We start from the raw sequence: 19,608 nt of genomic DNA, 5'->3' as shown, positions 1-19,608 counted from the left end.
AAATCGTTTTTTAGTATTAGAATTATGCAAATAGCTATTATATGATTGAAGAAATACAAATATTTAATAGGGGTGAGAAACGATGAATTATTCACCAAAGCAAGGCACTAAATCTCATGGATTACCACACGATCCATTTAAAAGTAGTACAGTACCAAGACCTATCGGTTGGATATCTACAGTTTCGAAAGATGGTAAAGATAATCTAGCACCTTATAGCCAATACCAAAATTTAACTTGGGACCCACCTATGGTTATGTTTGCGGCGAATCAATCAGTATTAGGTGATCACGAACGTAAAGATACTGTGAAAAATGCTGAAGAGACGGGTTGGTTTGTATGGAATATGGCGACATATGATTTAAGAGAAGCGGTTAATTTATCATCTAAAGCATTAGCACCCGATGAAGATGAATTTGACTATGCTGGGGTTACTAAAGAATCATGTATTGAAGCACCTGGCTACAGAGTGAAAGAGTCTCCAGTGCATTTCGAATGTGAATATGTTCAAACAATTCGCATACCAACTGGTGATCCTGTATCTACAGTGGATATTGTGATTGGGCGTGTTGCCCAAGTGCATATCGATGATAAAGTCATCACTGAAGATGGAAAATTAGATATTCCATCTATTCGTCCAATTGCACGTTTAGGATATTATGATTATACAGTTGTTGATCAAGTATTCGAAATGAAAGCACCTCATGCTTCTAAAGAAGAATTAGCAGGATTAGAAGGTAGAAACTTCGATAATAAAAATGAGGACTAAGGTTTAAAACACTTTAGTCATCAACCATTTAATATTGAATAATAGCCAGTTAATGTGGTGTTAGAACCCCATTGACTGGCTATTTTAATTTTGATATTTAATATCGGATTTTGAAATCCTTATATCTATAGTAAATCTTTATTTACTTTTTGTAGTTCTGTATAGTCGCCATCAATGTTTACTTTTGGAGGTTGTACATCAACTTTTGGAAATAGTAATAAAGCGACTAAACCAATTAAACCATATATAATAAAGGTCAGTGTATAACCTAAATCTTCAATAAATGGTCCTGCTACCATAGATCCTAGCACTTGCCCAACAGCTAACATTAAAAATGGTATTCCGATTCCTAATGAGGCGTTCTTCACAAATATCTTCACACCCCAAACGAGTAGTACACCTGTAATAAAAATATAACTCACACCAAAGATTAATGATGAAAGGAAAGGCACTATCCACACGATAGGTGTTAAGGCTAAGAGAATAGAAGCAACTGACATTAAGATAACACCAAAAAAGTAGGCAAATTGAATACCATATTGATCAATGATATGGCCAGAAATCCCACCAAAAATGCCAGCTACACCGATTAGAATCCAAAAAATTGATAAGGCGATTGGAGAATAATGGTCTGTTTGTTGAACATATGATTTTGAGAAAGTCCAAAATGGTGCAGTTGAAAAACCTAATATAGTGGAAGCCATAATGATTCTTTTACTTGCACTAATATCTAAAATATTTAAAGAACCTGGATAGATTTTTAAACTGTGTTTTAAAGATGGAATAACGAAAAAATTCCAAAAAGTAATGAGTATGGCGATCACACCATAGATTAAATATGTTGTTCGCCAATCAATAAATACTAACATCGCAGTGATACCAGTGAATACTAAGCCTAAACTCGTACCAGAATTAATCCAAGTATTGGCCTTACCTTGTTCTTCCCATTTAATCCATAAAGAAATGGCGTAACCATAAGGTGGAGAGATTAATCCAGAACTAGCGCCAGCGAGTAAAACACCTAATGACAGTGTTAAGGCATTAGGTGAAATGCTTATCATAAATAAACCTAATATGACTAACATACTAGCTAACATAATCATGTATTTTGGCCCCGTTTTGGCAGTTCTCAATGTTGCATAGACGATAGTAAAACAATATGACAAATAGAATAAAGATGAAATGAGTCCTGCACTAGAAGCACTAAGTTTTAAATCATTAGATATATCAGGAAGAAATAGCCCAAAGCTAAATCGACCTAATCCATAAATGGTGGCAATCATGGCAATGCCAGGAAAAACTAATTTATAGAAATTCATATAGTAACAACTCCTTTTTATATAGAACGTTCATTCTATTTTAGTTTAAAAATGAGAGAGATTGATTTAGTTATCAATCTCATCGTTGGATTAATTATATTTAGTTGCTTCATCGATAAATAGGTGGGCAACGTAGCGTGCATGTTTGGTTGCTTCATCGACACCTAAAAGGGTAGTCATAGAGGTTGTACCTTCCATTAGCAAGGTATATCTAATAGCTAAATCGCGTCCATTTTTAAAATTAGAACGGTTGGCTAAATTTTCAAGATAAGTTAATAATCGTTCTTTATGTCCACGTGCGATAGCTTCGATATTATTATCGGTATCGCTATAGTCTTCAATCGCACGAATAAACATATCACCAGTGTACGAATAATCCTTCAACCACTTACAGTGTGCATCTACTGCAGCAATGAATGGTTGTTGTGGGGATTGATGAACACCGTCTTCTAAGTATTGCCAGTAACGCATTTCTCGTTGTTGAAGCACGGCTTCGACTAGCTTTTCTTTAGAGTCAAAGTGGTTATAGAGTGTCATAGTAGCTACATTGGCTTCTTGAATAATTTGCTTTAATCCGACACCACGAAAGCCATATTCGTAAAATAAGCGTTCTGCTACTTCTAATAAATCTTGCTTTTTCTTGGACATTATCATCACTCATTTAAAAATAGAATAGTCATTCTAGTTAAAATTAACAGTTTTACTACTAGCTGTCAAAGTGTTGATTTGCGATTGATGACAATGGATACCGACTTTCGAATTTCTAGATTTAGTTGGTAGAAATATGATCGACAGGGCGAGAAAAATCAAGTGTATCGTGTAATGCTGATAAAATTTCTTCTTCTGAGTAACTGTAATTATTCTCAACCCATCTTCTTATAATTTCAATGAGTCCACTACTATAAAAATCAGCAATTAATTGTGGATGATCGCTGTTCATAATTTTATGTGCTAATAAATCGTTATTACACTCAGCACCTTCTAATATTTTCTCACTACAGAATTGAGTCAAACTACGAAAGACATCGTCTTGTCTTGATGCGACAAGTAAATGTTTAAATACAGGTTTATGTGTATTGATGAAAGAGATAAATGATTCTAATGCATCTGTTGAACCGTGCTGATGTAAAGAATCTAAATCGAGTGCTTCCTTCATATATTCTGTTAATGAATATAGTAAGTCGTATTTATCTTGGAAATATCGATAGAATGTACTGCGATTAATTTCAGCAGCATCACATATTTTTTGAACAGTGATTTCATCAAAGTGATAGTCATTTAATAATTCAAAAACTGTTTGATTAATATGTTTTATCATACGTTTTTGTGTAGATGTCGTCATAAGCAGGACTCCCCGAATAGTCATTTTATTAAGATAATATTGATTGATAATTTATCATAGACGTTGTTATTTTACCAAATATAAATGCTTTTTACATGAAATACACATTACTGGATTGTGAAGACAACACAAAAAAGCAGGACTTGAGCTGTATATTCTCAAGTCCTGCATACATGATTGTTACTCGGAGTTATTAGATTTTACTAGAAGAATTAATGATCAATACCTTCTAACCATTCATCTACTTTATTATCGTTGTCATCAACATAGTCTTTGGCAACTTGTTCTGGATTTTTCTGGTCTTTGAAGATTTTCTTAGCTAATTGATCTTCATCTTTTTTGCTCCAGTCGTCTGACATACGTGTTGCAATTGTGTATGCTGCTGGATGATTAGCTTTGAATTCTTTATTAAATACTAAGTTAATATGTTGATCTTCTTTACCATAAATTTTGTCAGGATCTTTTAACATTTTAACGCCTAATTCTTTAGAGAACCAACTAGAATCCATTGCTGTAAATAGGATTGGTTGTTGTTGTTTATAAGCTTTTTGTACTGCTTTAAATTGATCTTGGTCAGAAGATTCTTTAAGGCTATAACCGTCTAGATTATCTTCATCAAGTTCACTTTTAGTTTGTTTCATGACATCATTTCTAGCGTCTGTACCTTGTATTTCTTTATCGAATTTCTTACTATCTTTTAAGTCTGCAATTGAGTCGATATTTTGTTCATATTTTGGTACGGCTAAGCCTACTTTAACATCATCGACAAGGTTCTTTTTGTCGTAAACGGATAATTTACTTTTGTATTTATTATAGTAACTTTTATCTGTAGATGGGAAAATACCTGACGCATGGAATGAATCTGGATTTTCAGCTACAGATGCATATAATGGACCGCTTGCTTGTACAGGTGTAGTTGTAACGTCATAACCAGCTTTTTTAAGTACTTCAGCTATGACTAATGTACGTGGCGCTGAGTTATCACTAGCAATATATGGTAATTCGATTTCTTTATTGCCTAGGGAAGTATTGTCATCTTTTGATGAACTTCCGCCACCGTTACCACATGCACTTAGCACGATGGCTAAGGCAATAGTGGCAAACAGGCCTAACAGTTTGAAACCTCTTGTTTTAAACATTCAGCATATCCTCCTTTTTAAAATTAATATCTGTCATCGTCATGATTGAAATCGGTACGATGTTTGTTGTCAGTATGATTTGAATATTGATCGTATACATCTTTACTATTTTCTCTTGCATATAACATTAATGCATTAAATAGCATGTCTTGATCATTCGTTTGATTTGATAACTGTTTGAATAAATCAGTTGTACGTGCTTCGTTACTTTGTGGACGAGATTGAGAGCGACGTGCGTATGAATGACTGCGCTCAGAATGGTCGTCTAATCTGTCGTCACGTCTTGGATAATTATCGTGACCATTACCTTGTTTATTATATAAAGATTCATAATCTACATCGTCGTTTGGTTCATTGGATGCAAATCGTGATACGTGTGATTCGCTTGTGTAAGTTGAACGATGTGTATCATCTTGATAACGTCGTTCATCTTCATCACGATGATATTGACGATCTAAACGGGAAGGGTGTTCACTTTCAAAGTCTCTGTCATCTCTTTCACGACGATCAGTAGCGTAAGCACCATGACGATCTTCATCGGTAGATGCATGAGATTCAGCTTGATGTGAATCTTGTTCTAATGCTTTACCTTCGATATCTAATTCTGGGAGGATGCTGCCTAACCATTTAGGTAAGTACCATGATCCTTTACCAAATAATTTCGTTAATGCTGGAATTAATGTCATACGTACGACAAAGGCATCAAATAGTACACCAAATGCTAGAGAGATACCCATTGATTTGATTTGCATATCGTCTTGGAATACAAAGGCGATAAACACACTGAACATAATCAATGCAGCTGCTACAATAACAGGGCCACTTTCTTTAATACCTACTCTAATAGAGTGATCATTGTCACCAGTTTTACTATATTCTTCATGTACACGCGTCATTAAGAATAGTTCGTAGTCAATGGCTAGACCAAATAGTAAACCGATTGTAATAACTGGTAAGAATGCTAATAGTGGACCAGTGTTTTCTACGCCGAATAGACCACCAAGGAAGCCATCTTGCATGACTAAGGTTGTGAATCCGAGTGTAGCCATTAATGATAATACGAAACCGAGAACGGCTTTTAATGGAACAAGGATTGAACGGAATACAAATACTAATAATACAAATGCTAATAATACGATAACACCAGCAAATACTGGAATAGCATTATTTAATTTTTCAGCCATATCGATGTTGATTACGCTTTGGCCTGTTACTTCTGTATTAAAGTCGTATTTTTCTTTGGCTTGTTTATTGTAATCACGTAAATCATAAACTAAATTGCTTGTTGATTGCGCATTAGGTCCATCTTCAGGAATGATAGAGATTAATGCATAATGATTATTATCATTTAATTGAGGTTTTTCGACAGTATCGACATTATCCATATCTTTAAGATCTTTTCTCATACTATTTAAATCAGATTCAATGTCTTTTTTACTGCCACCATCTTTAGTATTTACAAGCATCGCAATTTGACCGTTATATCCGGCACCAAAGTTGTCAGTAACTAAATTATACGCTTTATGTGCGGATGAATCGTTAGGTTTTAAGCTATCGTCTGGCATGCCTAAACGCATTCCAGAAATAGGTATGATAGCTGCGATTAAAATAATTAAACTAATAATAATAGCTAGTACTGGTTTACCAACTACAAATTTAGCCCATGGATGATTTTTAGGGTCTTTACTTTTTTCTGGTTTGTCTTTGATTTTAATACGTTTATGGAAAACACTAATTAATGCAGGTAATAATGTTAAAGCGGCAAGTACCGCGAATAAAACACTAATTGCAGATGCGAATCCCATAACAGCTAAGAAATCAATACCTACTAATGAAAGACCACAAACGGCAATCATAACTGTTAAGCCGGCGAATATTACTGCACTTCCTGCTGTACCAACTGCTAAGGCAATTGATTCAACAGGTGGGGTACCTTTTTTCCTAATTTCTTTATATCTAAATAAGATAAATAGAGAATAGTCGATACCAACAGCTAATCCAATCATTACGGCTAGTGTTAATGTAAAGTTTGGAATATCGAATACGTTTGTTAATAATGCAATGATACCAATACTTGAACCAAGTCCCATGAGGGCACTGACAATTGGCATACCTGCTGCAATTAATGAACCAAATGTAATTAATAAGATGATAAATGCAGTGACAATACCTACTAATTCTGAGTTGCCTCCTGGTTCAGAACCACCGCTACCACCTTGTGCTTGTTCGATTTGAACATTGTGGTTATCTTTCACATCTTTCATTTCACGATCTATAATTTTCTTAGAAGAATCTTTTAATGATGTTTGGTTAACTACATAATTGACTGTCGCAATTGCAGTATCTTTATCATCATTGACTTGATTTGTTTCATATGGATTACTTACGTTTTGTACGTAATCATCATCTTGTTTAATATTATCAAGTGCTTTTTCAATATCTTTCTTAGTGTCTTTATCTGTAATACCATCCTTTTTATCAGAATGTATTACAATTTTCATCGATGCCTTTTCACTATCTTGATGGAACTCTTTTGACATCTTGTCATTTGTATCTAATGATTTAAGACCATTCATTGTAATATTGCTATCAAATTTAGGTGCGCTAATTAATAATGGTGTAATGATAACGCCTAGAATCAAAAGCCACGCAATGATACTGACCCATTTGTGCTCAGCAATGAATTTGCCTAATTTGTATAAAAGTTTTGCCAAGACATTTCCTCCTATTTGTTTTTTATTCGTTAACTTGTGACGGAACTATGAAGTTGGACTCAATTTAATTGAGAAAAATCTATGGTGTTTTAAAGTTACAGTTATTAATTTAACAAGATTCAACTGCTTGAAACACCATTAATTTTATTGAGTCGTTGAAAAATGAAACAGATTGTAAGAATTGTTGGACATTTTATTGAAAAGATAACTCAGAAGTGTGATTTATGAGTAGTGATAGCAACTGTTAACTTGTGACAAAATGTCCAACGAGAATTAAAATACCTATCAATACTAAGCATAAACCGGGTAAATAAAATTTCTCTTTTAATTCATGGCGTTTTTCATCAGCATACATCACGATTTTGGAAATAATGATTAAAATAGCGCCTAATATTATAAGTATGATAGATAAAGCCATGTGGATGCCTCCTTACAGTTGTGGTACGGCTAAACTAAGATGAAAAGAAATAATTAAAAAATGCTTTATATAAGTTATATTCCCTTTATTCAGTTAAATATGAAACCGATACGCAAGTTTAATAAAAAACATCAAAATAGGGATGACTATGGCATGAAGCCCCATTGGTGTATCGATACATAAAAATTTATAAAAAAAAGTGGGGAGAGTTAGATACTCACCACCACTTAGTAGGTATTTAGGAGTTGTTCATTAATCAAACGCGAGGGTTCAATAATTGAATTTCATTATTGAGCGTTGGCTTTTAAGTTAACGTCAATATTACCACGTGTTGCTTTAGAATATGGACAGAATTGATGCGCTTGTTCTACATACTGTTCAGCCTCTTCTTGAGATACATTTTCTAACGTAACTTCAATGTCTGCTGCTAATTTGAAACCATTATCGGTAGTATCTTTCACTAACTCAATAGTGATTTCAACTTCAGGGTTTGCGTCATTAACTTTATGTCGAGATAAAATTAATGATAATGCACTGTTGAAGCATGCACTATAACCTGCTGCAAATAATTGTTCAGGGTTAGTATCGTTACCACCTTGACCACCCATTTCTTTTGGTGTTGCTAAATTTTGAACAAACGTGTTATCTGGACTAAATACGCGACCATCACGGCCACCATTACTAATCATTGTAGTTGAATAAATTGATTCTGCCATTTTAAAAACTCCTTTTAATATAAAATTAAGTTAAATCATATTGCGAATTTAACTAATTTAACTTGATTGAATTATAAAGGTATATACATATAGTTACAAATTATTTGTTTATTTCATTTTACTGATAGATTAAATAGCTTCTATTTAAAATGCAAAGTGTAATTTTAAAGTGCTTTGTTATATAATGGAGATGAATTTTAAAACGGCAATTGATTAAAGGAGATTGAAAACATGAAAGATAAACAATTCGACAAAGTCAGCATGTGTTTGAAATTATCTTGTTCAGCGCTTTTAATCAGTGGATCAATGATAGGTTATGGTTCTGCTAGTGATATGTCAGTACAAGCTAAAGAAACTTCAACTTCACATCATACATCTGAATCAAAAGATGAGTCATTGCAAGATAAAATCGATGACGCTAAAGATGATATTGATCGACTTACACATTTAAAAGAAGATTCAAGACAGGATTACCACAAACAACTAGATGATGTATCTGATAATGCAACATTGGATAAGATAATTGAAGATGCTAAAAAAGAAGATCGCAAATTGAAATCATTAGACAAAGAAACGCAGCATTCAACAGATTCAGCTGAAGAAACGCCTAGTGAAAAGAATGCTGAAAATGTGAAAGATAAAGATGATGTTACTAAAGACTTAGACAAAATTTTAGCTGATTTGGATTTATCTTCAGAAAATGTTGATAACCATCAACAAAAAGATGGTGAAACGAGTCAGGCACAGGAACAAGCTCAGCCACACGATAAGCAACAAACGTTAAATCATAAACAAACGTCAGTGTTGGATGATTTAGATAAAATAAAGCAAGATACATCATTAGATGAAGATGCCGATACGACACAAAAACAAAAGCGTTCCGATTCATCATCTAATCAACGTCAAGACAGACAACAAGATTCTAAAAATCAATCACAATCTAATACTAGAGAACTGCCACAATCTAACGCCAAAGAACAACAAACATTAGATGATTTAAAACACATTGCTGACGAAGCGGATGTGAAACAATCAGATCAAAAACAAGATGGACACGTTGGAAAGATTACAAAAGAGTTAGAGGGTAGTGACAAAATAAATCAAGCGATTTCTAGTCAATTATCTTCTAATAACATGAACGGCAATCACTACATTAATGATAAAAGAGATACACTTAAGGCATTAGAACAGGATGTCAATCAACAAAGCGATTTTAACAATCAACGTAAACAAGCTTTAAAACAAGACATTCGTCAAACGGAACAACGTATGAATCAACAACATGATTTAATACTTAATCAGTTGCAACAATCCAAAGATAAAAATAAAGCGGCTCAATCCATTTTGGATACAGTGATGAGTCAACATGAAGCGAAACAAGCAATGAAACACGTAAAGACGAAAGGAAAGACAGATCAACAAATTGCCAATCAAATCGATAAACAGCTAGATAGTCTTACACATACTTCATCAGATAATATTTTAAAATCAATGTTAGATCAATCTGAAGATAAGCAACAATTAATTAAACAACTCCTTGCTACACGATTAGGGGATAAGGAAGCGCAACGTATTGCGAAACAATTAGCTAATGGACAATTATCAAACCAACAAATTGTAGAGCAACTCAAACGACACATTGATAAACAAGGACATGTGAGCGCGGATGACATTTTAAATGATGTATTAAATAATGCAAAAGATAAACGACAAGCGATTGAAACTATATTAGCAACGAGAATTGAACAAGGAAAAGCAAAAGTGCTAGCAGATATCATTAATCGTATGCAAAGTGATAAAGCAAGTGCTTTAGATTTAATCAAGTCTGCCATTAACGGTAAGGCTAATGATTTATTGCAATTGCAACATAAGATGGACAGTGCTAAGAAAGATTTAGACTATATTGTTTCTCCGATCAAAAATAGACCGAGCATTTTTGATAGAATTAATCAACAATCCAATCAAGGCTCTCGTTTATTAGATCAACTTAATTCTGGTGGTAGTCTATTGGATAGTATTCCTGATATTCCAACGCCAACACCTGAAAAAGGCCTAACGCTTGGTTCTAATGATGGATTCCTAGATGGATTGTTTAATGATGATGGTAATCTATCATTACCTGATGCAGGTCAGGCAGTTAAGCAACATTGGATGCCTATCGCATTAGTTATAGCCATTATTGGTGGTAGTATTATCTGGTTTAGTCAACGTAAAAGATCAAAATAAATTAAAACAAGCGAGACAAAGTTAACTTTGTCTCGCTCTTTTTAATGGTGTAATCCGAGTGATTTATTTACCCGTTATATAATCCAATTGTGATGCATCATCAGCATCAATCGTTCTATATGAGATAACGCCTAATCCTTTCACATTTGATTCTGAAATGATAATTGAACCATCAGCGTTAACTTTTTCTACGAATGCAACATGACCATATTGTGTGTCCGCACCTAATTGACCAGCTTCAAAAACGACTGCTGTATGTTTTTTAGGTGTTGAAGATACTTGATAACCTTCCCGTGCTGCACGATTATTCCAATGATGTGCGTCGCCTAAATTACTATGAATATATTGACCAAATTGTTTCATACGCTGATCCACATACCATGTACATTGACCTTGTGGATAGCTTGAACTTCCTTTGTTTTCTTCGAATGGTTTGAAACTTGATTGTGATTGATCATCGCTATGAATCGTATGATTATATTTATCCAAACTTGGCATTTCTTTCTTATCAAAATCAGTTAAATGATAATGTTTTATAATACTATTTAATTTCTTAGCATAATTAGGATCAGTCGCATAAGTACGTGATAAATGAGAAGTTGCTGACTGGTAAGTAGACGCTTCACTCTTCCATGTTGGACGGTAAATGTTAGGGTTACCATCTATACCTTTTTTAATTAAACGTGCGTAATCTTCGAGTGATGCTTTTGTATCAGGATATTTACGGAAACCAGCTGTAATATTAAACATGTTATTTGTACTATCAGCTTCTAAAGTATTAAATGAAACAGACTGTCCTTGATAAGTTCCTTTAATGCCAAATAGATTAAAATTAGGTTTTTGTGCTAAAGCGCTATTACCAGAATCAGATTCTAAAATAGCTTGTGCCATCATTACTGAGGCATAGAGGTCTTCTTTTTGACCTATTTGATGTGCATCTTTGGCAATCGATTTAATAAAATCTCTCGTGCTTTTACTATCAACGATATTGATATCGCCATCTGTTAGAGCACCATCTTCTATTTTAGGTAATTGTTGAAACAATCCAGTGGCACGTGTATTCGATTGTTTAAAATCACCTTCAAATGATTGTGCAGGCTTTGTTTTATGTTTTAATTCATTCGGTGTTGGAAGTTGAGGATTGACGTCTTGCTTTTTTGTATTGTTTTGCTTTGTATCATGTTGTTTATCATCTTGAGTGTGTTTATCTTTAGATGTTTGATATTGCTTTTGCGTCTTCGTTGCATCCTCGCTATACTCATCTAAAATGGAATCGATGGCTGAGTCGGAAATGCTTTGATTAGATGATGATTTGTCATTCTTGTTCGAACCATTCGATTGATTTGAAGAATGATCTTGTTGATTGTTGTCGCTTTGTTCATGATCTTGAGTTTCATCACTTTGTGAATGATTGTCTTGGTCTGATAGGTCACTATTTTCCTTATCGTGACGATTAATAGATTGATCACTTTTATTAGCCTCGTCTTGTTGTGGATACTTTTCAGAATGACCACTATTGTCTGCATTTTGATCATTGTCAGTTATCTTATCATTATCATCAGACTGGTTATTTTTAGAGTTTGTATTTGTATCATCTTCTTCATGAGAAGGTTGTTCATAGTCTGAAATATCGGAGTCAAAATGAAATAGATTTTGAATTAAAGTTGTTAAACTAAAACTATTGTCATATTGGTCTGGAGACCATAATCGATTAAAGTCAGATTGATGCGTGGATAATCCATCATAAAATTGATTAATTAAATTTGTTGATTGATGTGATTTTTTATAATTATCATCTGTAACAGATGTTTGTGTTCCATGATGGTTTTGTTGGTGCGCTTTGTCTTGTTTTTCCTTTTTAGTGTTTTGGTGTGATGATTGCTTCGTTTTTTCGTGTTTGTGTTCTGATGTGTTAATCTCATCATCTTCTTGCGTGATTTTAGTACTTTTATCATCACTGTTTGTTGAATCATTGTTATTTTGCGTATCACGCTGTTGTGATGAAGATGGTGTTGTTGAGTGGTCATCTGCAGCATTAGCTATGGGTGCTGTTGAGAAAGATGGCACAATTAATGTAGTTGTAAGTAAATATGTTAAGAATTTTTCTTTAGACATCTATGATTAGCTCCCTTAAAAATTTGAAAAATGATTGAGATATTTATTGGACATTTGTTATAATTTAACTTATGACATTTATAGTTGATACATATCAACGAATTGAATCAATCTAGTAAATTTAATTATACTAACCTTTATCAGAAAAATAAATTGTTTTTGAAAAATGTAATCTAACATTTGGTAAAATAGGTATAAATATGATGGCGATATAAATATAGATAGGAAAGTTAATCAATCGTTTTTAGGAGTGTGACAATGAAAAACGCACTAAAGCTGTTTAAAACAGATTTAAAGAAAATTGCTAAAACGCCAGCAGTTTGGATCATATTAGCGGGATTAGCCATATTACCCTCATTCTATGCATGGTTTAACTTATGGGCAATGTGGGATCCATATGGAAATACGGGCCATATTAAAGTAGCGATTGTCAATGAAGATAAAGGTGACAAAGTTAGAGGGAAAGAGATTAATGTAGGTAATAAGATGGTGCAAACCCTAAAGAAAAATGATAGCTTTGATTGGCAATTTGTTAGCCGTGAAAAAGCAGATCATGAAATTAAAATGGGGAAATATTATGCAGGCATATACATACCGAGCAAGTTTACACATCAAATTACAGGAACATTAAGGAAGCACCCTGAAAAGGCGGATGTCGATTTCAAAGTCAATCAGAAAATTAATGCTGTTGCTGCGAAATTAACGGATACAGGTTCTTCATTAGTGGTAGAAAAAGCTAACGAACAATTTAATCAAACCGTGACGAAAGCATTACTTTCAGAGGCGAATAAAGTAGGTCTGAAAATTGAAGATGAAGTGCCAACAATTAATAAAATCAAAAATGCGGTCTATGCAGCAAATAATTCTCTGCCAGAAATTAATAAGTTTAAAAATAAAATCATCTATTTAAATGAACACCAAGATGACCTTGATCGCTATGCGAATCAATTTAGAAATTTAGGTAATTATAAAGGTGATATTTTAGATGCACAAGAAAGATTAAATCAAGTTAATTCATCAATACCTGCATTAAATGAAAAGGCTAAATTAATAATTGCGCTGAATAATTATATGCCTAATATTGAAAGAGTACTAAATGTAGCAGCTAATGATGTACCGGCACAATTTCCTAAAATCAATAGAGGTGTCTCTATAGCTGGGCAAGGTATTGATGCTGCGAATGACCAACTCACAGATGCTAAAGGATTTTTAACACAAGTTCAAAATCGAGTTGGTGATTATCAAGATGCAGCAGGACGTGCCCAAAATGTAAATAATGATGTTAACCAAGATTTACGTCAACAATCAGGTACGAGTCAACAAGGTGCTCATAGTAAGCAACGTGATGAAGGACATAGTTATCAAACTGGGATCAAGACGCAATCTTTAAGTACTTCAGGTAATAAAGATAATAACCAGTCAAATGAGCTAGTAAGTTCAAATGATGTTAAATCAATGAATACAGCATTGACTGAATCATTATTATCGCTTTCAAATTTAAGTGATGTTCAGGCCAAGGCATCTCAAAAAGATATGGATGCATTGAAACATATTTCATACGGTATATTGGCATCAGACAAACCGACTGAGTTTAAAGAACCGTTAGAAAATGTATCATCTCGTTTAGAAAATGCTACGAAATATAATCAACAATTTATTGATATATTATCAGAGCTTGAAAAAAATGAAGATGTTGATTTATCAAAAGAAATTAAGCAAATAAAAGCAGCTAATAATCAACTCAATGATCAGTTAAAAACAACCAACCAATTAATTGATGCTTTATCAAACGGTAGTTCTGGTAAATCAGAAGCGATTAACGTATTGAACAAAATCAATGACACGAATAAGACGTTAAGTCAATTCCGTACGTATGTTAAGAAAGAATTAAATCAAAGTTTATTAAACATTTCGAATGATATTACGTCACAATTGGCATCAGGTCAACAAGCATTATCAACTGTTCAATCTAAATTAAATTCAATTAATCAAGTGATTCAGTCAGGACAAAGTATATTAGATAGTGGTAAAAAGCGTATTGATCGTATTCAAACAGCATTGCCAGGTATAGAACAAACGTATATGAATGCAATGAAAACAGCACAAGATTACTTCCCAACTGTGAAGAAAGATGTAGCCAAAGCGGCAGATTTTGTGCGTAATGATTTACCTGGCTTAGAACAACGCCTAGCAAATGCTACTCAAGCAGTCAATGATAATTTACCATCGTTATTTAGTAAATATGATAACGCGGTGAATTTATTAGATGAGAACCAACCAAGAGCTAAAGAAGCCCTGTCTAACTTAGCGGATTTCTCAGAAAATAAATTGCCAGGTGTTGAGAAAGATCTGAAGAAAGCCAATAAAATATTTAAACAATTAGATAAAGACGATGCCGTAGATAATTTAATCGATGTATTGAAAAATGATTTGAAAAAGCAAGCTGATGTCATCGCACATCCAATAAATAAAAAGACAACCGATGTGTTCCCAGTTAAAGATTATGGTTCTGGAATGACGCCGTTTTATACAGCCTTATCTATATGGGTCGGCGGATTGTTAATGGTTAGTTTATTATCCGTAGATAACAAACATCAGTCATTAAAACCAATTCTTAGTCCTAGAGAAATCTTCCTGGGTAAAGCAGGCTTCTTCTTCCTATTAGGTATAGTACAATCATTAATTGTATCAATTGGAGACTTAGTTATATTAAAGGCAGCCGTCGAGTCGCCAGTATTATTTGTGACTATAGCAGTATTCTGCTCACTAGTATTTAACTCAATTATTTATACTTGTGTATCATTATTAGGAAACCCTGGTAAAGCCATTGCGATTATTTTCTTAGTATTACAAATCGCAGGTGGTGGCGGTACTTTCCCAATTCAAACGACGCCTAAGTTTTTCCAAACGATATCGCCGTATTTACCATTTACGTATGCGATTGATGCTTTACGTGAAACGGTAGGGGGTATTGTTCCGGAAATATTAATTACGAAAGTGATTATCTTAGCATTATTTGGATTAGGATTTATCATAGTTGGTGTTATTTTAAAACCAATCACAGATCCATTGATGAGAAAAGTTTCATCTAAAGTTGATGAAAGTAATGTAACAGAATAAAGTGAATGAGTTTCTAGCACTTAGGGCATAACATGTATCCCTCAAGTGCTAGAATTTTTTATGTAAGATACATTAAGACACGAGTTCTACACAAAAAATATATTCTTGAGTGATATTATAATAAGTGAATATATTTAAGGAGCGTGTGTAGAATGACACATCAAAATAAAGTGGCTATAGTAACAGGAGCAGCACAAGGTATTGGTTTTGAAATAGCCAAACGACTATTTAATGATGGCTTTAATGTTGCATTAGTGGATTATAATGAACAAGGTGCGAAAGAAGCGGCTGCCACATTAAAGGGTAATAGCCAAGAAGCTATCGCATTTAAAGCTGATGTCGCTAATCGTGATGAAGTCTTTCACGTTTTTAGTCAAGTAGTTAAACACTTTGGAGAATTAAATGTAGTAGTGAATAATGCTGGATTAGGCCCAATGACACCTATAGATACTGTAACAACTGAGCAATTCAATCAAGTTATTGGTGTAAATGTTGGTGGTGTATTCTGGGGTATTCAAGCAGCACTCGAACAATTTGAAGCGTTAGGTCACGGTGGAAAGATTATAAATGCAACGTCTCAAGCAGGTGTAGAAGGTAATAAAGGATTATCACTATACTGTAGTTCGAAATTTGCAGTTAGAGGTTTAACACAAGTAGCTGCACGTGATTTAGCTGATAAAGGTATAACAGTAAATGCATTTGCACCAGGTATTGTTGAAACGCCAATGATGGAAGGTATCGCTATTAAATTAGCTAAAGAAAATAATCAACCTGAAGAATGGGGTTGGAAACAATTTACAGATCAAATTACATTAAAACGTTTATCTAAACCAGAAGACGTTGCTAATGTTGTTAGTTTCTTAGCTGGTAGTGATTCAGATTATATTACAGGACAAACAATTATCGTTGATGGTGGTATGAGATTCCATTAGATTAGTGAAATAGTTTTAGAAGAAATTTGAAAAATTGATTCAAATCAGACTCATGAATCATTGAGTGTTAAATAAAAAAGACAGGATACGACATTCAGCTCAAGTGAGAGCCAATGAGAATGACTTAATCCTGTCTTTTTATTATTCTGATTTGTTTTGTTTGTTTGAAGTGCTATTGTTCTGAGTTGAACGATTCGCATTATTATTGTTATTAGAGCTTTGACCACCTTGACCGCCTTGACCTTGTGATGATTCAGTACTTGCCTTTGGTTTATTGGCTGGTTCCGATTGTTGTGAACGCGCAGGTTGATTATTACTTTTTTGTGCTGGTTGGTTGGACGGTTTAGCTTGAGTTGATTGACTTGGTGATGTCTGATGAGTAGCTTGAGATGATTTTTGAGTTGGTTGTTGATTAGCTGAATGATTGGAATTGTTTACATTATTTTGTTGTGAATTCGTAGGTTCAGCTTGAACAGTTTCTTGATCTGTTGTATTATTTTTCGCTTTCTCTTTTGACGTTTTCTTTTTATCTTTTTCTTCAGTTTTGTGTTCAGTTTTATGATGAGATGTTTTGTTTTGGTGTGTTAAAGCTGCAAAAACAGAAAATCCTAAAGCTAATACAAGTGCAATAATAACAATACTTGCTAATAATTTCTTCAAAAGTGTGTCCTCCATTAACTACGATAATTATTAACTATATTATAATCAAATTTTTGAATAAGAACACAACATTTAATGATATTTTAAAATAATAGGAAAGTAAGTGAAATATATGGGTGTATTAACTAATGAACAAAAGGTAAAAATTTTATCAGAAATAGTGGCTATACCTTCAGTCAATGACAATGAATTAGCAGTAGCACAATATTTAGAGCAATGGCTTAATCGATATGATATTGACACACACATCGATTACATTTCAGGAGAACGTGCAAATCTAATTGCTACCATAGGGTCTGGTAAACCAGTCGTTGCAGTTTCAGGACATATGGATGTAGTAAATGAAGGGAACCATGATGATTGGACATCTCCTCCATTTGAATTGACTGAACGAAATGGTCATTTATATGGAAGAGGTGCTGCTGATATGAAATCGGGATTAGCTGCACTGGTGATTGCAATGATTGAAATTAAAGCGAGCGGACAGTTAAAACACGGTACCATTAGATTATTAGCAACCGCTGGAGAGGAAATGGAACAAGCAGGATCAGAACAATTATATCGTAAAGGTTATATGGCTGATGTCGACGCCCTAGTCATCGCAGAACCATCTTATCCAAGCATTGTATATGCTCACAAAGGATCAATGGATATTAAAATCACATCTCAGGGGCGTTCAAGTCACAGTTCTACACCTTTTATGGGAGAAAATGCAATTACACCACTTATTGAATTGATTCAAAATATCAATCAAGCATATGAAGAAATAACACAAAGAATAAAAGGAACGGCTTTAGATTATGGCAATATGGTCAATCAAATGGCTGATCAATTGCCTAGTTTTGTTAGTAAAGATGAAGTTCAAACTAGAATTCAAGGACTTGTGATGACCAATAGTATGATTAATGGTGGTTCTCAAGTCAATTCTGTTCCTGATTACGCAACTGCAACGTTTAATGTTCGCACGATTCCAGAATATGATAATACAAAAGTTAAAGCACTATTTAATAAATATATCGATGAAGCGAATCAAAGAGGAGCACATTTGACTCATGACATATATTTAGATCTTGATCCAGTTGTCACAACGGGTGACAATCACTTATTTAAATTAGGCCATCAACTAGCTCAAACATATTTTGATCCTTCGGCATTGATAGATACACCAACAGTGGCCGTTACGGATGCATCTAATTTATTAAAAGGTAAAAGCGAAGACTTTCCATTCTTAATGATAGGGCCAGGTCAAGGACCTCATCAAGTTGATGAATGTGTTAATAAAAATCATTACTTAAAATTTATCGATTACTATATTGAATTATTGCTAACATATTTAAATGAAAAATGATAAGACGTGTAATATAAAATATTAAGTTTAAGCATAAATTAGATATGACAAAACTGTAAGGGCTATTACTTTTAATTGTATGTCTTTAGTTGATGACGTATAATTTAGAAGACCTATTAAGCAAAGAAGCTATGGGTAAAGAAAGAGAGGATACGTTATGAATAAAAAGACAAAATCAATCATTGCGTCTACATTAGCTTTCGGTACATTATTAGGTGCATCAGCGAGTGTAGCGCCAGTAATCAATCATACGGCACATGCAGCAACAACCCAAGAACATCAATCTGCTTATTATACTTATAAAGGTAACGCAGGTTATGATGCGAAGTTTGTTTTAGATAAAAATTTCAAAAATGCAATCAAAGCTGGCAACGTTACATTTAATGGTATTAAAATTGCGCCAACTCAATCAACTCAAACAGTAATCAAATCAGATCAATTATTCCGTCAGTATGATAAAAAATCTAAAAAAGCTTCATTAGTCGATATTCCATTGAAAAAGCAATTGAAGCTAACAGATTTACAAAAATCTTATGGTAAAGATTTGAAAAAAGTAGATAATGGTAAAAATAATACAACAGGAATTTATTACTACCAACCTAAGAAAAATGGTGAAGCGGTTTGGTTCGATGCATCAAAAGGTAAAATCGACCGCGTTGTCATTGGTTATGAAAAAACTAAAGTAGCAATTCAAAAAGATAAAACATTAAATAAAATTAAATAAGTTAGAACGATATGAACAGACGTCCGTATAGAGGATGTCTGTTTTTTGATAGGTTCAATTATGATA

The 19,608-nt window shown here is 33.6% G+C and carries 14 protein-coding genes and 1 pseudogene; 6 read left to right on the top strand and 9 right to left on the bottom strand.

What is annotated here, in order from left to right:
- Positions 1-82 precede the first annotated feature (82 nt).
- Positions 83-769, top strand: a complete 687-nt coding sequence (locus tag ACZ267_RS02560; protein WP_047211238.1) for a flavin reductase family protein — start codon at positions 83-85, stop codon at positions 767-769.
- A gap of 125 nt (positions 770-894) precedes the next feature.
- On the opposite strand, the gene ACZ267_RS02555 is transcribed toward ACZ267_RS02560, so the two are convergent.
- From ACZ267_RS02555 to ACZ267_RS02525, 7 genes and pseudogenes are all read right to left on the bottom strand, one after another.
- A complete protein-coding gene (locus tag ACZ267_RS02555) occupies positions 895-2,088 on the bottom strand; it encodes an MFS transporter (protein ID WP_079449111.1) in 1,194 nt (397 codons plus the stop codon).
- 90 nt (positions 2,089-2,178) lie between these two features.
- Positions 2,179-2,736 (bottom strand): TetR/AcrR family transcriptional regulator, encoded by a 558-nt coding sequence (locus ACZ267_RS02550; protein WP_078103934.1) that lies wholly within the window; start codon positions 2,734-2,736, stop codon positions 2,179-2,181.
- Between the two features lie 121 nt (positions 2,737-2,857).
- Positions 2,858-3,430, bottom strand: coding sequence for a TetR/AcrR family transcriptional regulator (locus ACZ267_RS02545; RefSeq protein WP_002467426.1), 573 nt, complete (start codon positions 3,428-3,430; stop codon positions 2,858-2,860).
- Positions 3,431-3,642: 212 nt separating this feature from the next.
- Positions 3,643-4,569 carry a glycine betaine ABC transporter substrate-binding protein gene (locus ACZ267_RS02540; RefSeq protein ID WP_047211235.1) on the bottom strand — a complete coding sequence of 309 codons (927 nt, stop codon included), beginning with the start codon at positions 4,567-4,569 and terminating at the stop codon, positions 3,643-3,645.
- A 566-nt stretch (positions 4,570-5,135) separates the two neighbouring features.
- Positions 5,136-7,283, bottom strand: a pseudogene (locus ACZ267_RS02535) (MMPL family transporter); the annotation flags it as partial.
- Positions 7,284-7,527: 244 nt separating this feature from the next.
- Positions 7,528-7,701, bottom strand: coding sequence for a hypothetical protein (locus ACZ267_RS02530; RefSeq protein ID WP_164551073.1), 174 nt, complete (start codon positions 7,699-7,701; stop codon positions 7,528-7,530).
- Positions 7,702-7,988: 287 nt separating this feature from the next.
- Positions 7,989-8,417 carry an organic hydroperoxide resistance protein gene (locus ACZ267_RS02525; protein ID WP_047211233.1) on the bottom strand — a complete coding sequence of 143 codons (429 nt, stop codon included), beginning with the start codon at positions 8,415-8,417 and terminating at the stop codon, positions 7,989-7,991.
- A gap of 231 nt (positions 8,418-8,648) precedes the next feature.
- On the opposite strand from ACZ267_RS02525, the gene ACZ267_RS02520 reads away from it, so the two are divergent.
- Positions 8,649-10,643, top strand: coding sequence for a hypothetical protein (locus tag ACZ267_RS02520; RefSeq protein WP_047211232.1), 1,995 nt, complete (start codon positions 8,649-8,651; stop codon positions 10,641-10,643).
- 63 nt (positions 10,644-10,706) lie between these two features.
- On the opposite strand, the gene ACZ267_RS02515 is transcribed toward ACZ267_RS02520, so the two are convergent.
- Positions 10,707-12,758: an amidase domain-containing protein gene (locus ACZ267_RS02515; protein ID WP_047211231.1), complete on the bottom strand. Its 2,052-nt coding sequence runs from the start codon at positions 12,756-12,758 to the stop codon at positions 10,707-10,709.
- 258 nt (positions 12,759-13,016) lie between these two features.
- Here ACZ267_RS02515 and ACZ267_RS02510 point away from each other — a divergent pair, with 258 nt between their 5' ends.
- Positions 13,017-15,878: a YhgE/Pip domain-containing protein gene (locus tag ACZ267_RS02510; protein ID WP_047211230.1), complete on the top strand. Its 2,862-nt coding sequence runs from the start codon at positions 13,017-13,019 to the stop codon at positions 15,876-15,878.
- A gap of 152 nt (positions 15,879-16,030) precedes the next feature.
- A complete protein-coding gene (locus ACZ267_RS02505; RefSeq protein ID WP_047211229.1) occupies positions 16,031-16,810 on the top strand; it encodes a (S)-acetoin forming diacetyl reductase in 780 nt (259 codons plus the stop codon).
- A gap of 141 nt (positions 16,811-16,951) precedes the next feature.
- On the opposite strand, the gene ACZ267_RS02500 is transcribed toward ACZ267_RS02505, so the two are convergent.
- Positions 16,952-17,470, bottom strand: coding sequence for a hypothetical protein (locus ACZ267_RS02500; protein ID WP_047211228.1), 519 nt, complete (start codon positions 17,468-17,470; stop codon positions 16,952-16,954).
- A gap of 112 nt (positions 17,471-17,582) precedes the next feature.
- Between ACZ267_RS02500 and ACZ267_RS02495 the strand changes: the two genes are divergently transcribed.
- Both ACZ267_RS02495 and isaB read left to right on the top strand, forming a co-directional pair.
- Positions 17,583-18,818, top strand: coding sequence for an ArgE/DapE family deacylase (locus tag ACZ267_RS02495; protein ID WP_047211227.1), 1,236 nt, complete (start codon positions 17,583-17,585; stop codon positions 18,816-18,818).
- A 157-nt stretch (positions 18,819-18,975) separates the two neighbouring features.
- Positions 18,976-19,542, top strand: a complete 567-nt coding sequence (gene isaB, locus ACZ267_RS02490; protein WP_002467367.1) for an immunodominant staphylococcal antigen IsaB family protein — start codon at positions 18,976-18,978, stop codon at positions 19,540-19,542.
- The last annotated feature ends 66 nt before the right edge of the window (positions 19,543-19,608 follow it).

This window comes from Staphylococcus sp. AC872 (genome assembly GCF_979255425.1).
Note: the sequence above shows the minus strand (reverse complement) of the source record. Positions and strands in the feature narration are given on the sequence as shown.

Bases quoted from the DNA above. Each gene is read 5' to 3' on its own strand.
- ACZ267_RS02515 (WP_047211231.1), bottom strand. From the start codon at position 12,758: ATGTCTAAAGAAAAATTCTTAACATATTTACTTACAACTACATTAATT.
- ACZ267_RS02540 (WP_047211235.1), bottom strand. From the start codon at position 4,569: ATGTTTAAAACAAGAGGTTTCAAACTGTTAGGCCTGTTTGCCACTATT.
- ACZ267_RS02495 (WP_047211227.1), top strand. From the start codon at position 17,583: ATGGGTGTATTAACTAATGAACAAAAGGTAAAAATTTTATCAGAAATA.
- ACZ267_RS02525 (WP_047211233.1), bottom strand. From the start codon at position 8,417: ATGGCAGAATCAATTTATTCAACTACAATGATTAGTAATGGTGGCCGT.
- isaB (WP_002467367.1), top strand. From the start codon at position 18,976: ATGAATAAAAAGACAAAATCAATCATTGCGTCTACATTAGCTTTCGGT.
- ACZ267_RS02555 (WP_079449111.1), bottom strand. From the start codon at position 2,088: ATGAATTTCTATAAATTAGTTTTTCCTGGCATTGCCATGATTGCCACC.
- ACZ267_RS02520 (WP_047211232.1), top strand. From the start codon at position 8,649: ATGAAAGATAAACAATTCGACAAAGTCAGCATGTGTTTGAAATTATCT.
- ACZ267_RS02560 (WP_047211238.1), top strand. From the start codon at position 83: ATGAATTATTCACCAAAGCAAGGCACTAAATCTCATGGATTACCACAC.
- ACZ267_RS02510 (WP_047211230.1), top strand. From the start codon at position 13,017: ATGAAAAACGCACTAAAGCTGTTTAAAACAGATTTAAAGAAAATTGCT.
- ACZ267_RS02530 (WP_164551073.1), bottom strand. From the start codon at position 7,701: ATGGCTTTATCTATCATACTTATAATATTAGGCGCTATTTTAATCATT.
- ACZ267_RS02505 (WP_047211229.1), top strand. From the start codon at position 16,031: ATGACACATCAAAATAAAGTGGCTATAGTAACAGGAGCAGCACAAGGT.
- ACZ267_RS02550 (WP_078103934.1), bottom strand. From the start codon at position 2,736: ATGTCCAAGAAAAAGCAAGATTTATTAGAAGTAGCAGAACGCTTATTT.
- ACZ267_RS02545 (WP_002467426.1), bottom strand. From the start codon at position 3,430: ATGACGACATCTACACAAAAACGTATGATAAAACATATTAATCAAACA.